A 15,329-nucleotide genomic window follows, 5' to 3' on the forward strand; every position below is an offset into this window, starting at 1 on the left:
TTGAGCCCTATGACCTTCCGCATCGCCGTTGGCGGTATCCACACCGAGTGCTCGACCTCATCTCCCGTTCTGATGCAGCCCGAGGATTTTCGCGCGCTGCGCGGGGCGGAGCTGCTGGCGCATGAGTATTTCGACTTCCTCGATGCCGAGGGCGTTGAACACCTCCCGCTGCTGCATGCGCGTGCCGTTCCCGGTGGGCCCCTGGCGCATGGCACCTATGAGGGGTTCAAGGCGGAGTTCCTTGAGCGGCTGAAGGCTGCACTGCCCATCGACGGGCTCTATCTCGCCATGCATGGCGCGATGAATGTCGAAGGCATTGATGATGCCGAGGGTGACTGGATTTCGGCAGCCCGTGCTGTTGTCGGATCGGATGTGCCGGTGGCGGCGAGCTACGACCTGCATGGCAATGTCACTCAGAAGATCGTCGATCAGCTCGATATCTTTGCCGGTTATCGGACGGCGCCGCATATCGATGTGCGGGAGACCATGGTTCGTGCCTGGTCGATGCTGGTTCGGGCGCTGAAGACCGGCGAGAAGCCGGGCGTTGCCTGGGCGCCGGTGCCGGTTCTTCTGCCCGGTGAACGGACGTCAACCGAAGACGAGCCGGCAAAGAGCCTTTATCTGAAGCTTCCGGAACACGACGCCGTTCCCGGTGTCTGGGATGCCAACCTGATGGTGGGCTATGTCTGGGCTGACGAGCCGCGCGGCACGGCCTGCGCCGTCGTCACGGCCGTCGACAAGGCTGCGGCGGAAAAGGTTACGGCTGCCATTGCCCAATCCTACTGGGATGCACGCGAAGACTTCCGCTTCGGCCCGGTCACGGGACCGCTTGAGGACATGCTCGACATTGTCGAACGCACCGAGACACGGCCGATCATCCTCGCCGATTCCGGTGATAACCCGACCGGGGGTGGTGTCGGCGACCGGGCGGATGTGCTCAAGGCGCTTCTGGCGCGGTCGATCGATGACGTGCTGATCGCCGGAATTACCGACCGTCCCGCCGTCGAACGCTGCTTTGCAGCCGGCGCCGGTGCACGGGTTTCGTTGAAGGTTGGCGGCTCTCTCGATCCTGCAAGCCCTTCCGTCGAGGTGGAGGCGGATGTCGTCTTTCTCGACGATCCCGGCTCGGCGGGCGAGAGGCAGGCCGTCGTCAAGATCGGCGCTATCACGCTGGTGCTCGCAGCGCGGCGTCGGCCCTATCACAACATCGCGGATTTTACCCGGCTTGGGCTCGATCCGACCACAGTGCGGCTGCTTGTCGTCAAGTCCGGCTATCTCTCGCCCGAGCTTGCGCCGATCGCCAATCCCAACCTGATGGCGCTGACGGATGGTGTGATCAACCAGGACATCGAGAACCTGCGGAGCCATCGTCGCCACCAGCCAAGCTATCCCTTTGTCAAGGATTTCAGCTATACGGCAAAGGTGTTCTTCTCGACGCGATTCCCTTGAGACATTGATGTCGGTGCCGCCCTTCCGGCGGCACGATCCCCAACTCGATTGTACCCTTGATGTTGTCCTCCTTTTCGGTGGTCTATCGCCACAAGCCGATCCGGGTCAGTGCGGCCGCGATCTTCTTCTTCGGCTTTTCTGGCGCCGCGACGTCCCCCTACATGTCGCTGATCGGCATCCGCGAACTCGGACTGTCGGACGCCGTCTATTCGGTGCTGATCTTCCTGGCTGCTGTGGTGAATGTCAGCGCCAGCGTGACCGCCGGGATCATTGCGGACAGGCTAGGCCATTTTCGCTCGCCGATGATCCTGGCCGCCATCTTCGGCATTATCGGCTTCGGGCTGGTCTATGTGGTGCCGACGCCAGTGATGTTTGCGATTGCGACGCTGGTGTTGATCCCGGTCTTCGGCACGATCAATTCGCTGATCTTCGCCAATATCCGCGCGGTTTCCTCCGGCATGGCGGTGCGCGAGTTGATGGCGGTGAACTCTGCTGTTCGTGCCATCCTATCCGCCTCCTGGGTGCTGGTGCCCGGGATCGTCGGTGCTCTTTTGATCGGGCAGCCGAGCATGCTGCCGGCCTTTCTTCTGGCGAGCCTCGCCTGTGTCGTCTGCCTCCTGCTCTTCGTCTTCGGGCTTGAGCAACTGCCGCCGGTGCAGGAGGGGGAGCGGCAGCACTACTCCTTCTTCCGCTCCATCCGGCAGATCGGTTCGGCAAGCGTGTTGCCACGGCTTCTGGCGATTTCGCTGATCTCGGCGATGCTGCATGCCAATGGCACAGTCCTCCCCTTGATCGTCACCGGCAAGGCCGGCGGAACACCGGCGGATGTCGGCGTGATCGTCGGCATCGTCGCCTTTCTCGAGATCATCTTCATCCTCTTCTGGGGATGGGTCGAAGCCAGAACCTCGATCCTCTTCGCCATGGTCACGGCAGCGCTGATCTATTGCAGCTATCTCGTCTTCCTCGGCCTCGCCGACCGTCCCATGGACGTCTATTTGCTCACGATCGTTGCAGGCCTTGGGGCGGCCGGCATCATCGCGATCCCGATCACCTATCTGCAGAACCTGATCGCTGACCGGGCCGGTCTCGGCAGCTCGCTGATTGCGGTCAACATTTTCCTCAGCGGTGGAATGGCCTCGCTGATGTTTGCGCTGGGCACCAGCATAAGCGACTATGCGGGTACGGCGATCATCGCGTCGATTGCGGGCTTTGTCGGCGTCGGTCTCTTGTGGGTGCTCGACAGGACGCCTCGCGTAAAGATGGAAGGTTGAGGGAGGAGCATGGTGATATCTCGGCAGGAAGCCCCCGGACCGCTGCTCGAAATCTGCGTCGATGACGTTGCGGGTCTCGAGGCTGCCATTGTCGGTGGGGCAGACCGTATTGAGCTTTGCTCTGCGCTCGGCTCGGGCGGCCTGACACCGTCTCGTGGGTTCATGGCCATCGCTGCAAATGCACCGATCCCCGTCCATGCGCTGATCCGTCCGCGTGCCGGGCATTTCACCTATTCGAAGGATGAGATCGCCGTGATGGAGGCGGATATCCTGGCTGCGCGGGAGGCGGGGCTTGCCGGTGTGGTGATCGGGGCGACCACGATGGATGCCGCGCTGGATATCGATGCGATCCGTCGGTTGATCAGGGTCGCTGAAGGCCTTGATCTGACCCTGCATCGGGCGATCGATGTGGTCGCCGACATGGAGGCCGCACTCGATCTTGCCATCGAACTCGGTTTTTCCCGCGTTCTCACCTCAGGCGGCGCGCGTCATGCGGAGGAGGGGCTGGCGGTGATCAAGCGCCTCGCCCGCCACGGCGCAGGTTGCATCTCGATCATGCCCGGTGGTGGCGTTCGGCCGGAAAATGCCGCCATTTTTCTCGCTGTCCCTGAAATCCGCGAACTGCATGCTTCGTGCAGCCAGGCTGACATGGGGCAGGATCGACTGGTCGAACTCGGTTTTGAGGATCAATCCGTCCGTCGCACGGATGCCGACACGGTTCGGAGGCTCAAGGTGTCGATGGTTATGCGCTCTTAGTGACGTCTTCAGGATGCGAGGGCCTGAGTGTCCTGCAGGGCGAGCCGCTTCAACGTCTCCTCCGCTGTCATAGGTTTCCCAAAATAATACCCCTGGACTGCCCGGACACCGAGATTTTCGAGGATGCGCAGTTCCTCTTCGGTTTCGACGCCCTCTACGATCGCTTCCAGCTCCATCTCGTAGCACAGCGCCAGCACCGACTTGACGATGTTGAAGCTTGTGCGGCGGGTGTGAATGTTGCGCACGAAGCTGCCGTCGATCTTGATCTTGGTGAGCGGCAGCTTGTGCACGTGGTTCAAGCTCGAATAACCGGTGCCGAAGTCATCCAGCGAGATGCCGGCGCCGAGCTCACGCAGCATCTGGATCGACGCGCTTGCCTGCTCGAAGTCATGCATGACGGCGGTTTCAGTGATTTCGAAATTGATGCGGCGTGGGTCGAAGCCGCTCTTCAGGACAATCGAGACGATCTTCAACGTGTTCTCCGGTGACGTCAGATCGTGCGGAGAAAGGTTGAAGGAGAGATAGACGTTGTCGGGCCAGAGCGCGGCGGTCTTCAGCGCCCGCTTCAGCAGCATGCGTGTCATCAGCGTGATGCGGCCGTTGTGCTCCGCAACGGGAATGAATTCCGCAGGTGATACCTGACCGATCCGCGGGCTTTCCCAGCGGGCAAGAGCTTCGAAGCCTATGCAGACGCGCCGATCGACGCAGGTGATCGGCTGGTATACGAGCGATAGTTCCTTGTCGAGATCAGCAGAAACCAGCGCTTCCTCGACGATCTTCTGTCGGTTCAGTTCATTTGCCTGGATGGCATTGAAGATGACCGTGCCGGCACGATGACGTCGTTTGGCTGTATAGAGGGCGTAGTCGGCGAGTTCGTAGATTTCCTGGCCGGTTGCGCCGACGTCAGGATAGAGCGCAAAGCCGACCGAGCCGGTCACCTGGACCATGCCGCTGCCAATATTGATGCGTTCGGCAATCAGTTCGCAGACCTTTTCTCCGAGCGCGACTGCATCGCTTTCGGCCACGCCGCCCTGCAGAAGCAGACCGAATTCGTCGCCGCCGAGACGGTAGACCGATAGCCGCTCGTCCGTGATCGTCGACAGGCGGTTGCTGATCTCGATCAGCACCTTGTCACCGGCCGAGTGACCGTAGAGATCGTTGACGGGCTTGAAACCGTCGAGATCGATAACACCCACAGCCAGCCTGCCATTGCTGCTGCTGGCGCGGCTGAAGGCCGTTTCGAGCATATGGAAGAAGCTGCGGCGGTTGGCGAGCAGGGTCAGGCTGTCGAGATTGGCAAGGCGCAGGTTCTCGTCCGAAAGCGCCTGCATCGCCTTGTTCTGCTCCTGGAGGGCGTGCTGCTGCAGCATCAGGACATTGCGGGATTCATGCAGTTGGCGAAAGTCGCGGTAATGCGAGACGAGGATCATGATCATCGCCATCGTCACCAGAATGACATTCACGCCGGTCGCAATGAGGGTCGGCTCGCCCGACAGGAGCATGACCACGAAAAAGGGCAGGTTGACCGTGACCGTGACTATCAGGGCTGCCGACCTCAGATGCATCAGGCAGAAGATGCAGCCGATGACGGTGATTGCCATGAAGAAGGCGACATGGGCCTTCTGGTATGGGTCGCCATAGGGCAGAAGCGAGACCGACCAAGCGGTGCAGAACACCGCGATCGGAAAGGACAGGATGTTCGTGGCCTTCAGCTGTCGATAGGCCTGTTCTGGCGTGCGCTCACGTGTGCGCCCGCGCAGCCAGATCAGCGAGCGCAGTGCAAAGAGGCTCGCCATCACCACCGGCAGATAGACGACGAGATAGTCGGGCGCCGCACCCTGATGCGTCCAGGCCAGCGAGACCATGTTGGTCGCGAGAATGAAATACAGAAGCGGGACCTGCTTCGAAAAGGCTTCGAACTGAGCAGCGGTCAGCGCTGGATTGCCGTTCGGAACCTTGAGTAGGTCGAGCCAGCGTCCTGCATGTTTCCGGATGCCCTGTGTTGTCCCCTTGTCGTTCACGCTTGCAGCTTCTCCCCGTCGCTTCAAGTCGAATAACCTATATGAGATTCCGTTAAAATTACGGAAATTGCTGATTATCAAATTCCGGCGATGCGGCGCGCTTCAGGCCAGATGCTCGTTGCAGTTCCCATGTGCCGCAGATATCAGGATTGCTGATCCAGGGAGCTTTTTTGATCGTGACAGCAAGACTTCATGCGTTTGTTGGCCTTTTCGTGGTTCTCAGTGCAGCGATGCCGGCCGCCGCTCAGGAGTGGCAGGCGACGGAAAAGGTCGATCACTATAACGTCAATGGTGCATCGCCGATGGCGCTCTACCAGTCGATCGGCGAGCGCGGCCCGAAACTGAGCCTTGGTCGCGTAATCGCCCATACGACCTTCAAGCTCACCTGGCAGCGGGATTATCAGCAGCAGGGGCAGGCTTGCGTTCTGGCGTCTGCCAAGCCGAGGCTTGTTATCACCTACACGCTGCCGAAGCCCGCTCAGAAGCTTTCTCCCGACGTGGCGGCAAAGTGGCAGGCCTTTTACGACGGCATCGTCGAGCACGAGAAACTGCATGGGCAGTTCATGAAGGACCTCACGCAAGCGATCCAGGATGTGTCCATCGGCTTGCGCGATGAAAACGATCCGGGCTGCAAGAAGGTCCGCGCGGCGCTGCAGGCCCAGCTGAAGCCGATATCGGATGCGCATGTGGCGCGCCATAGCGAATACGACCAGGTCGAGATGTCACCGGGAGGTGCTGTGCATCAGCTGATCCTGGCCTTCCTCAACCCTTGAAATGAAAAGGCGCCCACATGGGGCGCCTTCAATTCTCTATCAGACCCGTTCCAGGGCGATCGCGATGCCCTGGCCGACGCCGATGCACATGGTGGAGAGCGCATAGCGCCCGCCTGATACCTTCAGTTCCAGGGCTGCCGTTCCGGCGATGCGTGCGCCCGACATGCCAAGCGGATGGCCAAGCGCAATCGCGCCGCCATTGCGGTTGACGCGCGGGTCGTCGTCGGCAATGCCGAGATCGCGGAGCGTGGCGATGCCTTGGCTTGCAAAGGCTTCGTTCAGCTCGATGACATCAATCTGCTGCTGCGTCAGACCGAGGCGGGCGAGCAGCTTCTTCGAGGCTGGGGCCGGGCCGAAGCCCATGATGCGCGGCGGGACGCCTGCCGTCGCTCCACCCAGGATGCGGGCGATGGGGTTGAGGTTATATTTCTTCACGGCGGCTTCCGAGGCGATGATCAGGGCGGCGGCCCCGTCATTGACGCCCGACGCATTGCCGGCGGTGACGGTGGCACCTTCCATCTTGTTGACCGGCTTCAGCTTGGCGAGCGCCTCGACCGAGGTCGCGCGCGGATGTTCGTCACGGTCGACGATCACGGGATCGCCCTTGCGCTGCGGCACGGTGACGGCCACGATTTCCTTCGCCAGTCGGCCATTGGCTTGCGCTTCCGCCGCCTTGGCCTGGCTGCGCACGGCAAAGGCATCCTGGTCTTCGCGCGAGACCTTGAAGTCGATCGCCACGTTGTCGCCGGTCTCTGGCATGGAATCGACGCCGTATTGCTTCTTCATCAGTGGATTGACGAAGCGCCAGCCGATGGTGGTGTCGTAAATCTCGGCATTGCGGGAGAAGGCGGTTTCCGCCTTGGGCATGACGAAGGGCGCGCGGCTCATGCTTTCGACGCCGCCTGCAATCATCAGCTCGGCTTCCCCAGCCTTGATTGCACGCGCGGCGGTGATCACGGCATCCATGCCAGAGCCGCAGAGGCGGTTGATCGTGGTGCCGGTGACGGAGACGGGGAGACCCGCCAGCAGGGCCGACATGCGGGCAACATTGCGGTTGTCTTCGCCGGCCTGGTTGGCGCAGCCGTAGATCACGTCCTCGACGGCTTGCCAGTCGATGCCTGAATGGCGCTCCATCATCGCCTTCAGTGGTACGGCGCCGAGATCATCAGCGCGGACGGAGGAGAGCGAACCGCCGAAACGGCCGATGGGCGTGCGGATATAGTCGCAGATAAAGGCTTCGGTCATGGCTTGTACTCCTTACAGCGCGGGCACGACGAGGTCGGCAACCGGACCGTCGGTATGCAGCTTGGCGCCGGTCATGGCCTGAAGCTCGTCCATGGTCATGGGGCCAAGCTTTTCGCGCACGACGAAGCGGCCGTCGACGATGTCGATCACGGCATGGCTCGTATAGACGCGGGTGATGCAGCCGACGCCGGTCAGCGGAAAGGTGCAGCGCTCGACGAGCTTCGGCTTGCCGTCCTTGGTGACGTGTTCCGTGATGACGACGACCTGCTTTGCGCCATGCACAAGATCCATGGCGCCGCCAACGGCGGGGACGCCCTTGGAGCCGACGCGCCAGTTGGCGAGGTCGCCATTTTCGGCAACCTGATAGGCCCCGAGAATTGCGACGTCGAGATGGCCGCCGCGGACCATGGCAAAGCTGTCGGCATGGTGGAAGAAGGCGGAACCCGGCTTCAGCGTGACCGCCTTTTTGCCGGCATTGATCAGGTCCCAGTCTTCTTCGCCAGCGGGCGGGGCCTCGCCGAAGTTCAAGACGCCGTTCTCGGTGTGGAAGATCGCTTCGCGGCCTTCCGGCTGGAACTTGGCGACCATTTCCGGAAAGCCGATGCCCAGGTTCACATAGGCGCCGTCAGCGATGTCCTGGGCCGCGCGCCAGGCGATCTGGGCGTTGGAGAGCTTGATGTCTTCGCGGGTGTCGATTGCAGCTGCGTCGCTCATGCGTAAACCACTCCGGCGCGGATCAGCGCTTCTTCCTGTTGCGGGTTGGCGACTTCAACGACGCCATCGACAAAGATGCCGGGGGTGATCACCTGTTCCGGATCGATCTCGCCGGGCTTCACGATCTTCGAGACCTGGGCGATGGTCTTGGCGGCGGCCATGCACATGAGGGGATTGAAGTTGCGGCCGGCCATCCGGTAGGTCAGGTTGCCATGCGTGTCGCCGAGATGCGCCTTGACGATGGCGAAGTCGGCCTTCAGCCAGCGCTCCTGCACGTATTTGCGGCCATCGAACTCAGCGATCACCTTGCCGTTTGCCAGTTCCGTACCGAAGCCGGTCGGGGTGTAGAAGGCTGGGATGCCTGCGCCGCCGGCGCGGATGCGCTCGGCAAGCGTGCCCTGCGGAACGAGTTCCAGCTCGATCTCACCGGCGAGGTAGCGGTCTGTGAAGGCGCGCGGGTCGGAGGAGCGCGGGAAGGAGCAGATCATTTTCTTGACCATGCCGGCATCGATCATCGCGGCAATGCCGATGCGACCATTGCCGGCATTGTTGTTGATGACCGTCAGGTTCTTCGGCCCCTTGTCGATCAGCGCGTGAATGAGCTCGATCGGTGCGCCGGAGCCGCCGAAGCCTCCGATCATGACGGTTGCGCCATCGCCGATCTCGGCCACGGCATCCGCCAGGCTAGCAATTCTCTTGTCCATGGGAACTCCCGTTTCCTCGAGCGCGGTCTGGCCGCTTTCTCCTGTCACCAAATATGATCGTGAAAACCTCGACAGCAAGCATTTTGTGCGATATTTGATATTTGTTCGATAATCGCACGAATATGGGTGGTGGGCTATGACGATCGGTGAGCGTGATCTGATGGGTGGTTTTGCCAAAGGCTTGAAGGTGCTGGAAGCTTTCGGGCCGGAGCGCCAGCGGCTCAGCATCACCGAGGCAGCCGAAACCAGCGGCCTCGACAGGGCGACGGCACGGCGTTGCCTGCTGACGCTCTCGGAGCTCGGCTATGCTGACTATGACGGCAAGTTCTTCTCGCTGACGCCGAAGATTCTCCGGGTCGGTCATGCCTGGCTTTCGGCGACGCCGCTGCCGGTTCTGCTGCAGCCGCATCTCGATCAACTGTCCGAGCGTGTGGGGCACAGCGCCTCGGCCTCCATTCTCGACAATACCGAGATCGTCTACATCGCCCGCGCTGCACAGAAGCGGGTCATGTCGATCAACCTGATGCCGGGATCGCGGCTGCCGGCCTATAGCGCTTCGATGGGGCGGGTGCTGCTGGCCGCGCTTTCGGATGCCGAGGTCGATGCCATCCTCGCCGCTTCGCAGATGAAGGCGCATACGCCCCGGACGTTGACCGATCCTCGTTTGCTGAAAGAGGAAATCGCCAAGGTGCGGCAGCAGGGATATGCAGTGATCGACCAGGAATTGGAGATCGGTCTCTGTTCGATTGCCGTTCCTGTCAGCAACGACCGGGGCCGTGTGGTGGCTGCCATCAATGTCGGCGCGCCGGCTGCAATTCTGCCCGCCGCCGATCTGGCCGCCCATTGCCTGCAGGCGATGCTGGAGATGCAGGCAAGGCTCAAGCCGCTGCTGCCCTGAGCGTCAGGCTTTTGCCGCTTCCGTTGCTGCCTCGCGGATCGTGCGCATCAGAAGCGCCAGCGGCATGGAGGGCACGGCATCTGCCCGAACCGTCAGACCGACCGGCCCCTTCGTTTCGCTGGTGTCGATCGGCAGGGCCGCCAGTGTGCCGTCGGCGAGGTCCGTTGCCACGACGCCGGCGGAGATGATCCATATAGCATCGGTCTGGCGCACGAAGGCGCGACCGAAGCTGTCGGAAACCGTTTCGATCTGGGTTGGAATGCCGGAAATGCCGTTCGCGATCAGGAAGCGCTCGACGAAGGGGCGAATGATTGAAGCCCGTGTGGGCATCAGCACCGGATAACGCTCAAGCTCGCCGAACAGGTCGGAGCCGGCCAAGAGGAGCGGATGACCAGCGCGGACGCAGAAGATCACCTGCTCGGAATAAAGATGCTCGAAGGAGAAGCCGGTCATCTGCTCCGGTGCCGCGAGACGGCCGACGACGAGGTCGAGATCGCCGACCCGCAACTGTTCGAGCAAAACGGCGTTTTCGCCGGTGACGATCTTGATGCGGGCGGGCACGTCCTCCTTGAGGAACAAGGTCATGGCCTGCGGCATGATGCGGGTGGAGACCGTCGGCAGGGCTCCGATCCGGATCGGCGGGGCGTCGGCATGCAGGGCATGGGAGACGGAATCGAAACCCTGGCGGAGCGCGGTGAGTGCTGCACCTGCGTGCTTGAGGAAGGCTTCGCCATAGCGGGTGATGCGGATGCCGCGTCCGTCCTTTTCGAACACCGCGACGCCCAGCACTTCCTCAAGTTCCCGGATGGTCTTGGTCACCGCAGGCTGGCTGACATGCAGGAGTTCCGCCGCCTTCATCACGCTCTTCTGGCGCGAAACCTCCACGAAGGTCTGCAGATGGCGAAACTTGATCCGGTTATCGATCATGGCAAAACATAACCCTATGGTTAGGTGTTTCGTGGAAAACATCATTTTACCTAACCAAATCGCGTGAGCAATATGGTGTCAACGGAGGAGGAACCCGTGCAGTTCGTTCAGGTCAACGGCGTCAGCCTGCATCACCAGATCATTGGTGGGCCGGGCAACAAGCCGGTCATCGTCTTCATCAATTCGCTCGGAACCGATTTCCGCATCTGGCGCGACGTAATCGTCGGGCTTGCCGGTAGCTATCCGCTGCTGACCTATGACAAGCGCGGGCATGGGCTTTCGGATGTCGGGCAGGCCCCGTACTCGATCGAAGACCATGTCGATGACCTGATCGGTTTGCTGGAGCATTTGAAGGTCTGCAATGCCGTCATCTGCGGGCTTTCCGTGGGCGGTCTGATTGCGCAAGGCCTCTATGCCCGCCGGCCTGATCTGGTGAGGGCGCTTATCCTCTGCGACACGGCCCACAAGATAGGGACGGCGGAGATGTGGGCTGCCCGCATCGCAGCCATCGAGGAGGATGGTCTTGAGGGCATCGTGGATGGTGTGATGGAGCGCTGGTTTACGCCGGCCTTCCGCAGCAGTGACCCGGCCTTCCCTGGCTATCGCAACATGATGCTCCGCCAGCCGGTCGACGGCTACATGGGCACATGTGCTGCGATCCGCGATGCCGATTATACCGAAGTTGTCGGTCAGATCGCTGTCCCGACGCTCTGCGTCGTCGGCGACCAGGATGGGGCGACACCACCCGATCTCGTGCTGTCGCTTGCCAAGCTCGTCCCCGGCGCGCGCTATGAAATCATCAAGGACGCCGGACACATCCCCTGTGTCGAGCAACCGGAAATGCTCACCACCATCATCGAGGCCTTTCTCGCGCCCGTTATTTCAGGAGAGGCAGCCCATGGCTGATGCCCGCAGTCCTTCAGATCGCTATCGGCAGGGTATGGCGACCCGCCGCCGTGTGCTGGGTGATGCCCATGTCGATCGCGCCTCGGCGTCGGCCACGCCGTTTGATCAGCCGTTCCAGGAGATGATCACGGAGGGGGCCTGGGGCACCGTCTGGTCGCGGCCCGGCATCAGCCCGCGCGAACGCTCGATGATCACCATCGCACTGCTCGCAGCCCTCGGCCACGACGAAGAAGTCGCCATGCATGTGCGCGCCACCGCCAATACCGGGGCGAGCCGTGAGGATATCACCGAAGCGCTGATGCATGTCGCGGTCTATGCCGGCGTTCCCGCCGCCAACAGGGCTTTCAAGATCGCCAAGCACGTGTTTGATAAGCTGGATGCCGGCGAGACCGGGGGAGGGAGCCATGACTGACCTTTCGAACAAGAAGCCGGAAACGGGCGCCTTCTTTGCGCGCGACCGCAACTTGCATCCGCCGGCCTATACCCCGACCTACAAGACCTCCGTCCTGCGGTCGCCGCAGAAGGCATTGCTGTCGCTCGATGGCACCAAGTCCGAGATAACGGGCCCCGTCTTTGGCCACTCCATTCTGGGTGAGCTCGACAACGACCTGATCCACAACTTCGCCAAATCAGGCGAGAGCGCGATCGGCGAGCGCATCATCGTGCATGGGCGCGTGCTCGACGAGCGCGGACGGCCTGTGCCGGGTGCCCTCATTGAGTTCTGGCAGGCCAATGCCGGTGGTCGCTATCGGCACAAGAAGGAAAGCTATCTGGCAGCGCTCGATCCGAATTTCGGCGGCTGCGGGCGCACCATCACCGACGAGAACGGCTACTATGCCTTCCGCACCATCAAGCCCGGTCCTTACCCTTGGCCGAATGGCGTCAACGACTGGCGGCCGGCGCATATCCATTTCTCCATCTTCGGCCATGGCTTCTCGCAGCGTCTGATCACCCAGATGTATTTCGAGGGCGATCCAATGATCTGGAAGTGTCCGATCGTGCTGACGATCCCGGATCGTGCGGCGATCGAGCAGCTCGTCGCTGCTCTCGACTGGTCGGCGACCATCCCGATGGATGCGCGGGCCTACAAGTTCGACATCATCTTGCGTGGACGGCGTTCCACCCTGTTTGAAAACCGGATGGAGGGGAACTGATGGTCCAGGATCTCGGTTACCTCAAGGAAAGCGCCTCGCAGACAGCAGGCCCTTACGTCCATATCGGCCTCACGCCGAACTTCGCCGACATCAAGGGCGTCTATGCTGTCGACCTCGGCACTACCATGGTCAATGACAAGACGCGCGGCGAGCGCATCACCTTGACCGGTCGTGTCATCGATGGCTCCGGTACGCCGCTCAGGGATGCGCTCATCGAAATCTGGCAGGCGGATGCCGACGGTCTTTACAACAGCCCGTCCGAGACGCGTGGCAGCGCCGATCCGAACTTCACCGGTTGGGGACGCTGCCCTTGCGATCTCACGACGGGTGAATACCGGTTCGAGACGATCAAGCCGGGCCGCGTGCCATTCCGGGATGGTCGCCTGATGGCGCCGCATATCTCCTTCTGGATCGTCGCGCGCGGCATCAATCTCGGCCTCAACACGCGCCTTTATTTCGGCGACGAAGAGGCGGCCAATGCCGAGGATCCGATCCTCGCGCGCATCGAGCACCGCGTGCGCGTGCCGACGCTGATTGCGCAGCGTGACGGTTCGACCTATCACTTCGACATCCACCTGCAGGGTGAGAAGGAGACGGTCTTCTTCGACATCTGAGAAGGGCCTTGAGATCAGCATGACCGTATCCGTCTTCGACCATCCGATACTATCAGGCCTGTTGGGCGATGAGGAGATCGGCGCCCAGTTTACGGCTTCAGCCGAGCTTTCAGCCATGCTCGGTTTCGAGGTGGCACTTGCCGAGGCGGAGGCTGCAGAGGGTCTGATCCCTGCCGAGGCTTCACACGCAATTGCGGCTCTGCCGGAGGCGTTCCTCGCTGATCTTGATGCCCTGAAACAGTCGATCGGTCGCGATGGGGTGATCATTCCCGATCTCGTGCGGCAATGGCGTGCCGCTCTCGGCGAACACGGCAAATATCTGCATTTCGGTGCCACCAGCCAGGATGCAATCGATACCGGCCTGATGCTGCGACTGACGACGGTGCTTTCGATCCTTGATCAACGACTGGCAGCCGTTGCCACAGCACTCGAGGGTCTGGATACGCGTTTCGGTGCGAAGCCGTTGATGGGCCGCACGCGCATGCAGGCGGCGATCCCGATCACTGTTTCGGACCGCCTGACGAGCTGGAAAGCGCCGGTGGTCGCTCAGAAAGCGGCCGTTCAGGACATGCTGAAATCGAGTTTGCCACTACAATTCGGCGGGGCTGCCGGCACGCTCGAAAAGCTCGGCGACAAGACGCTTGCCGTGCGCGCCCGGCTTGCCGATCGGCTCTCGCTCGCTGACCGCCCGCAATGGCACAGCCAGCGCGGCATCATCGCTGAACTCGGCGGTCTATTGGCTCAAACCACCGGCAGTCTCGGCAAGATCGGACAGGATCTGGCGCTGATGGCGGATAACGGCACGGCTGTGATCGGCGGCGGCGGAGCTTCTTCCGCCATGCCGCACAAGCGCAATCCGGTCAAAGCCGAAGTCCTCGTCACGCTTGCCCGGTTCAACGCCGCGCAGATCTCCGGACTGCATCAGGCGATGGTGCATGAGCAGGAGCGGTCGGGAGCTGCCTGGACACTTGAATGGATGATACTGCCACAGATGGCGATCACGACGGGCGCTGCGACACGACTCGCAACGGATGTCCTTCAGTCGATCGAAGACCTTGGCGATCGCTGATCAGCGTTCATCCGGATCAGAGGCGTCGGTCGCGACATAGCGGCGGGTCGCCTTGCGCATCATCCCGATCTGCCGGACAAAGCCCGAGCAGGCGTCACAGCCGAAGAGATGCAGCCGCAGCCGCAAGGTCTCGCCAATCGACAGGCGTCGATCGAGTTCATCCGAGGCGAGTTTCGTGGCATTTTCGCACATCATGACAGGCTCTCCTCCGGTGCAAACCAGTGCCCTTCGAGGCAATTGCGCAGACGCAGCCTGGCGCGATGCATCAGGACATGCATGTTGGTGGTGGTGATGCCGATCTCGGCACAGATTTCTGGTGTCTCCATCTCGACGAACTCGCGCATCATGAAGACGCGGCCCTGGTCGGGGGGCAAATGATCGAGGCAGGCCTCGAAGACTCGCCAGAAATCCTTGCCCAGCAATTCTACCTCCGGATTGCCCCAATCGCTCGGCCTGTTTTCCGGCACCCAGTGGCCCTTGACGTCGAAATAGCGGGGTTCGTCTTCATCGGGGAAATGCCCGAGCGGCATCGCGATCATCTGCGATTGCTTGCGCTTGAAGCGGATCTGGTCGGCGATCTTGTTGCGCAGGATGGCAAAGACCCAGGTGCGGAAGGCGGAGCGTCCGGCAAAGGCCTTGGCGTTGCGCAGCGCACCCGCCAGCGCCTCCTGTACCGCATCTTCGGCGAGGCCGGGATCGGCAAGCTGAAGGCTCGCAAATTTCAGCATGCGCTGGCGCAGTTCCGCCATGTAAACAGCGTCGGCGAGAAAGGGCGCCGCAGCACCGTATCCGCCGATCACTTCCTCATTACCCATATTCCCCATCATG

At 61.7% G+C, this 15,329-nt stretch carries 17 protein-coding genes; 10 read left to right on the top strand and 7 right to left on the bottom strand.

The genetic code is table 11. The features are described from left to right. The first annotated feature begins 9 nt into the window (after nucleotides 1-9). From BSY240_RS18365 to BSY240_RS18375, 3 genes are read left to right on the top strand one after another with little or no spacing between them, the layout of a single operon-like run. Nucleotides 10-1,449 (top strand): M81 family metallopeptidase, encoded by a 1,440-nt coding sequence (locus BSY240_RS18365; protein WP_069043271.1) that lies wholly within the window; start codon nucleotides 10-12, stop codon nucleotides 1,447-1,449. A 59-nt stretch (nucleotides 1,450-1,508) separates the two neighbouring features. Then, nucleotides 1,509-2,720 (top strand): MFS transporter, encoded by a 1,212-nt coding sequence (locus BSY240_RS18370; RefSeq protein ID WP_069043272.1) that lies wholly within the window; start codon nucleotides 1,509-1,511, stop codon nucleotides 2,718-2,720. 9 nt (nucleotides 2,721-2,729) lie between these two features. Next, the gene (locus tag BSY240_RS18375; protein WP_069043273.1) at nucleotides 2,730-3,476 is read left to right on the top strand and encodes a copper homeostasis protein CutC; all 747 of its coding nucleotides are present in this window, start codon (nucleotides 2,730-2,732) and stop codon (nucleotides 3,474-3,476) included. 8 nt (nucleotides 3,477-3,484) lie between these two features. Here the strand turns inward: BSY240_RS18375 and BSY240_RS18380 are convergent, their stop codons facing one another. After that, the gene (locus BSY240_RS18380) at nucleotides 3,485-5,497 is read right to left on the bottom strand and encodes a putative bifunctional diguanylate cyclase/phosphodiesterase (RefSeq protein ID WP_069043274.1); all 2,013 of its coding nucleotides are present in this window, start codon (nucleotides 5,495-5,497) and stop codon (nucleotides 3,485-3,487) included. Nucleotides 5,498-5,673: 176 nt separating this feature from the next. On the opposite strand from BSY240_RS18380, the gene BSY240_RS18385 reads away from it, so the two are divergent. After that, nucleotides 5,674-6,270, top strand: a complete 597-nt coding sequence (locus BSY240_RS18385; protein ID WP_335622521.1) for a DUF922 domain-containing Zn-dependent protease — start codon at nucleotides 5,674-5,676, stop codon at nucleotides 6,268-6,270. A gap of 39 nt (nucleotides 6,271-6,309) precedes the next feature. Here BSY240_RS18385 and pcaF read toward each other — a convergent pair whose 3' ends face one another. Genes pcaF through BSY240_RS18400 form a run of 3 tightly spaced genes read right to left on the bottom strand, consistent with a single transcriptional unit; the run spans nucleotide 6,310 to nucleotide 8,933 of the window. After that, nucleotides 6,310-7,515, bottom strand: a complete 1,206-nt coding sequence (gene pcaF, locus BSY240_RS18390; RefSeq protein ID WP_069043275.1) for a 3-oxoadipyl-CoA thiolase — start codon at nucleotides 7,513-7,515, stop codon at nucleotides 6,310-6,312. A gap of 12 nt (nucleotides 7,516-7,527) precedes the next feature. Continuing rightward, nucleotides 7,528-8,229, bottom strand: a complete 702-nt coding sequence (locus BSY240_RS18395; protein WP_069043276.1) for a 3-oxoacid CoA-transferase subunit B — start codon at nucleotides 8,227-8,229, stop codon at nucleotides 7,528-7,530. Continuing rightward, nucleotides 8,226-8,933 (bottom strand): 3-oxoacid CoA-transferase subunit A, encoded by a 708-nt coding sequence (locus BSY240_RS18400; RefSeq protein WP_069043277.1) that lies wholly within the window; start codon nucleotides 8,931-8,933, stop codon nucleotides 8,226-8,228. The genes BSY240_RS18395 and BSY240_RS18400 overlap by 4 nt, the downstream gene beginning before the upstream one ends. Nucleotides 8,934-9,075: 142 nt before the next feature. Between BSY240_RS18400 and BSY240_RS18405 the strand changes: the two genes are divergently transcribed. Beyond that, the gene (locus BSY240_RS18405) at nucleotides 9,076-9,831 is read left to right on the top strand and encodes an IclR family transcriptional regulator (protein ID WP_069044047.1); all 756 of its coding nucleotides are present in this window, start codon (nucleotides 9,076-9,078) and stop codon (nucleotides 9,829-9,831) included. 3 nt (nucleotides 9,832-9,834) lie between these two features. On the opposite strand, the gene pcaQ is transcribed toward BSY240_RS18405, so the two are convergent. After that, nucleotides 9,835-10,758 carry a pca operon transcription factor PcaQ gene (gene pcaQ, locus BSY240_RS18410; RefSeq protein WP_069043278.1) on the bottom strand — a complete coding sequence of 308 codons (924 nt, stop codon included), beginning with the start codon at nucleotides 10,756-10,758 and terminating at the stop codon, nucleotides 9,835-9,837. 96 nt (nucleotides 10,759-10,854) lie between these two features. Between pcaQ and pcaD the strand changes: the two genes are divergently transcribed. The 5 genes from pcaD to BSY240_RS18435 are packed head-to-tail and all read left to right on the top strand — an operon-like array spanning nucleotide 10,855 to nucleotide 14,501. Further along, complete coding sequence (pcaD, locus tag BSY240_RS18415; protein WP_069044048.1) at nucleotides 10,855-11,664, top strand: 3-oxoadipate enol-lactonase; 810 nt, start codon at nucleotides 10,855-10,857, stop codon at nucleotides 11,662-11,664. Next, on the top strand, nucleotides 11,657-12,076 hold the full coding sequence (gene pcaC / locus BSY240_RS18420; RefSeq protein ID WP_054147873.1) for a 4-carboxymuconolactone decarboxylase: 420 nt from the start codon (nucleotides 11,657-11,659) through the stop codon (nucleotides 12,074-12,076). The genes pcaD and pcaC overlap by 8 nt, the downstream gene beginning before the upstream one ends. Next, nucleotides 12,069-12,818 (top strand): protocatechuate 3,4-dioxygenase subunit beta, encoded by a 750-nt coding sequence (pcaH, locus tag BSY240_RS18425; protein WP_069043279.1) that lies wholly within the window; start codon nucleotides 12,069-12,071, stop codon nucleotides 12,816-12,818. The genes pcaC and pcaH overlap by 8 nt, the downstream gene beginning before the upstream one ends. Further along, nucleotides 12,818-13,432, top strand: a complete 615-nt coding sequence (pcaG, locus tag BSY240_RS18430) for a protocatechuate 3,4-dioxygenase subunit alpha (RefSeq protein ID WP_069043280.1) — start codon at nucleotides 12,818-12,820, stop codon at nucleotides 13,430-13,432. Before pcaH ends, pcaG begins: the two co-directional genes overlap by 1 nt. Before the next feature lie 19 nt (nucleotides 13,433-13,451). After that, nucleotides 13,452-14,501, top strand: a complete 1,050-nt coding sequence (locus BSY240_RS18435) for a 3-carboxy-cis,cis-muconate cycloisomerase (RefSeq protein ID WP_069043281.1) — start codon at nucleotides 13,452-13,454, stop codon at nucleotides 14,499-14,501. Here the strand turns inward: BSY240_RS18435 and BSY240_RS18440 are convergent, their stop codons facing one another. Further along, nucleotides 14,502-14,696, bottom strand: a complete 195-nt coding sequence (locus BSY240_RS18440) for a zf-HC2 domain-containing protein (RefSeq protein ID WP_069043282.1) — start codon at nucleotides 14,694-14,696, stop codon at nucleotides 14,502-14,504. Beyond that, complete coding sequence (locus BSY240_RS18445; RefSeq protein WP_171901594.1) at nucleotides 14,693-15,316, bottom strand: sigma-70 family RNA polymerase sigma factor; 624 nt, start codon at nucleotides 15,314-15,316, stop codon at nucleotides 14,693-14,695. Before BSY240_RS18445 ends, BSY240_RS18440 begins: the two co-directional genes overlap by 4 nt. Between the last annotated feature and the right edge of the window lie 13 nt (nucleotides 15,317-15,329).

Source organism: Agrobacterium sp. RAC06 (assembly GCF_001713475.1).
Classification (GTDB): domain Bacteria; phylum Pseudomonadota; class Alphaproteobacteria; order Rhizobiales; family Rhizobiaceae; genus Allorhizobium.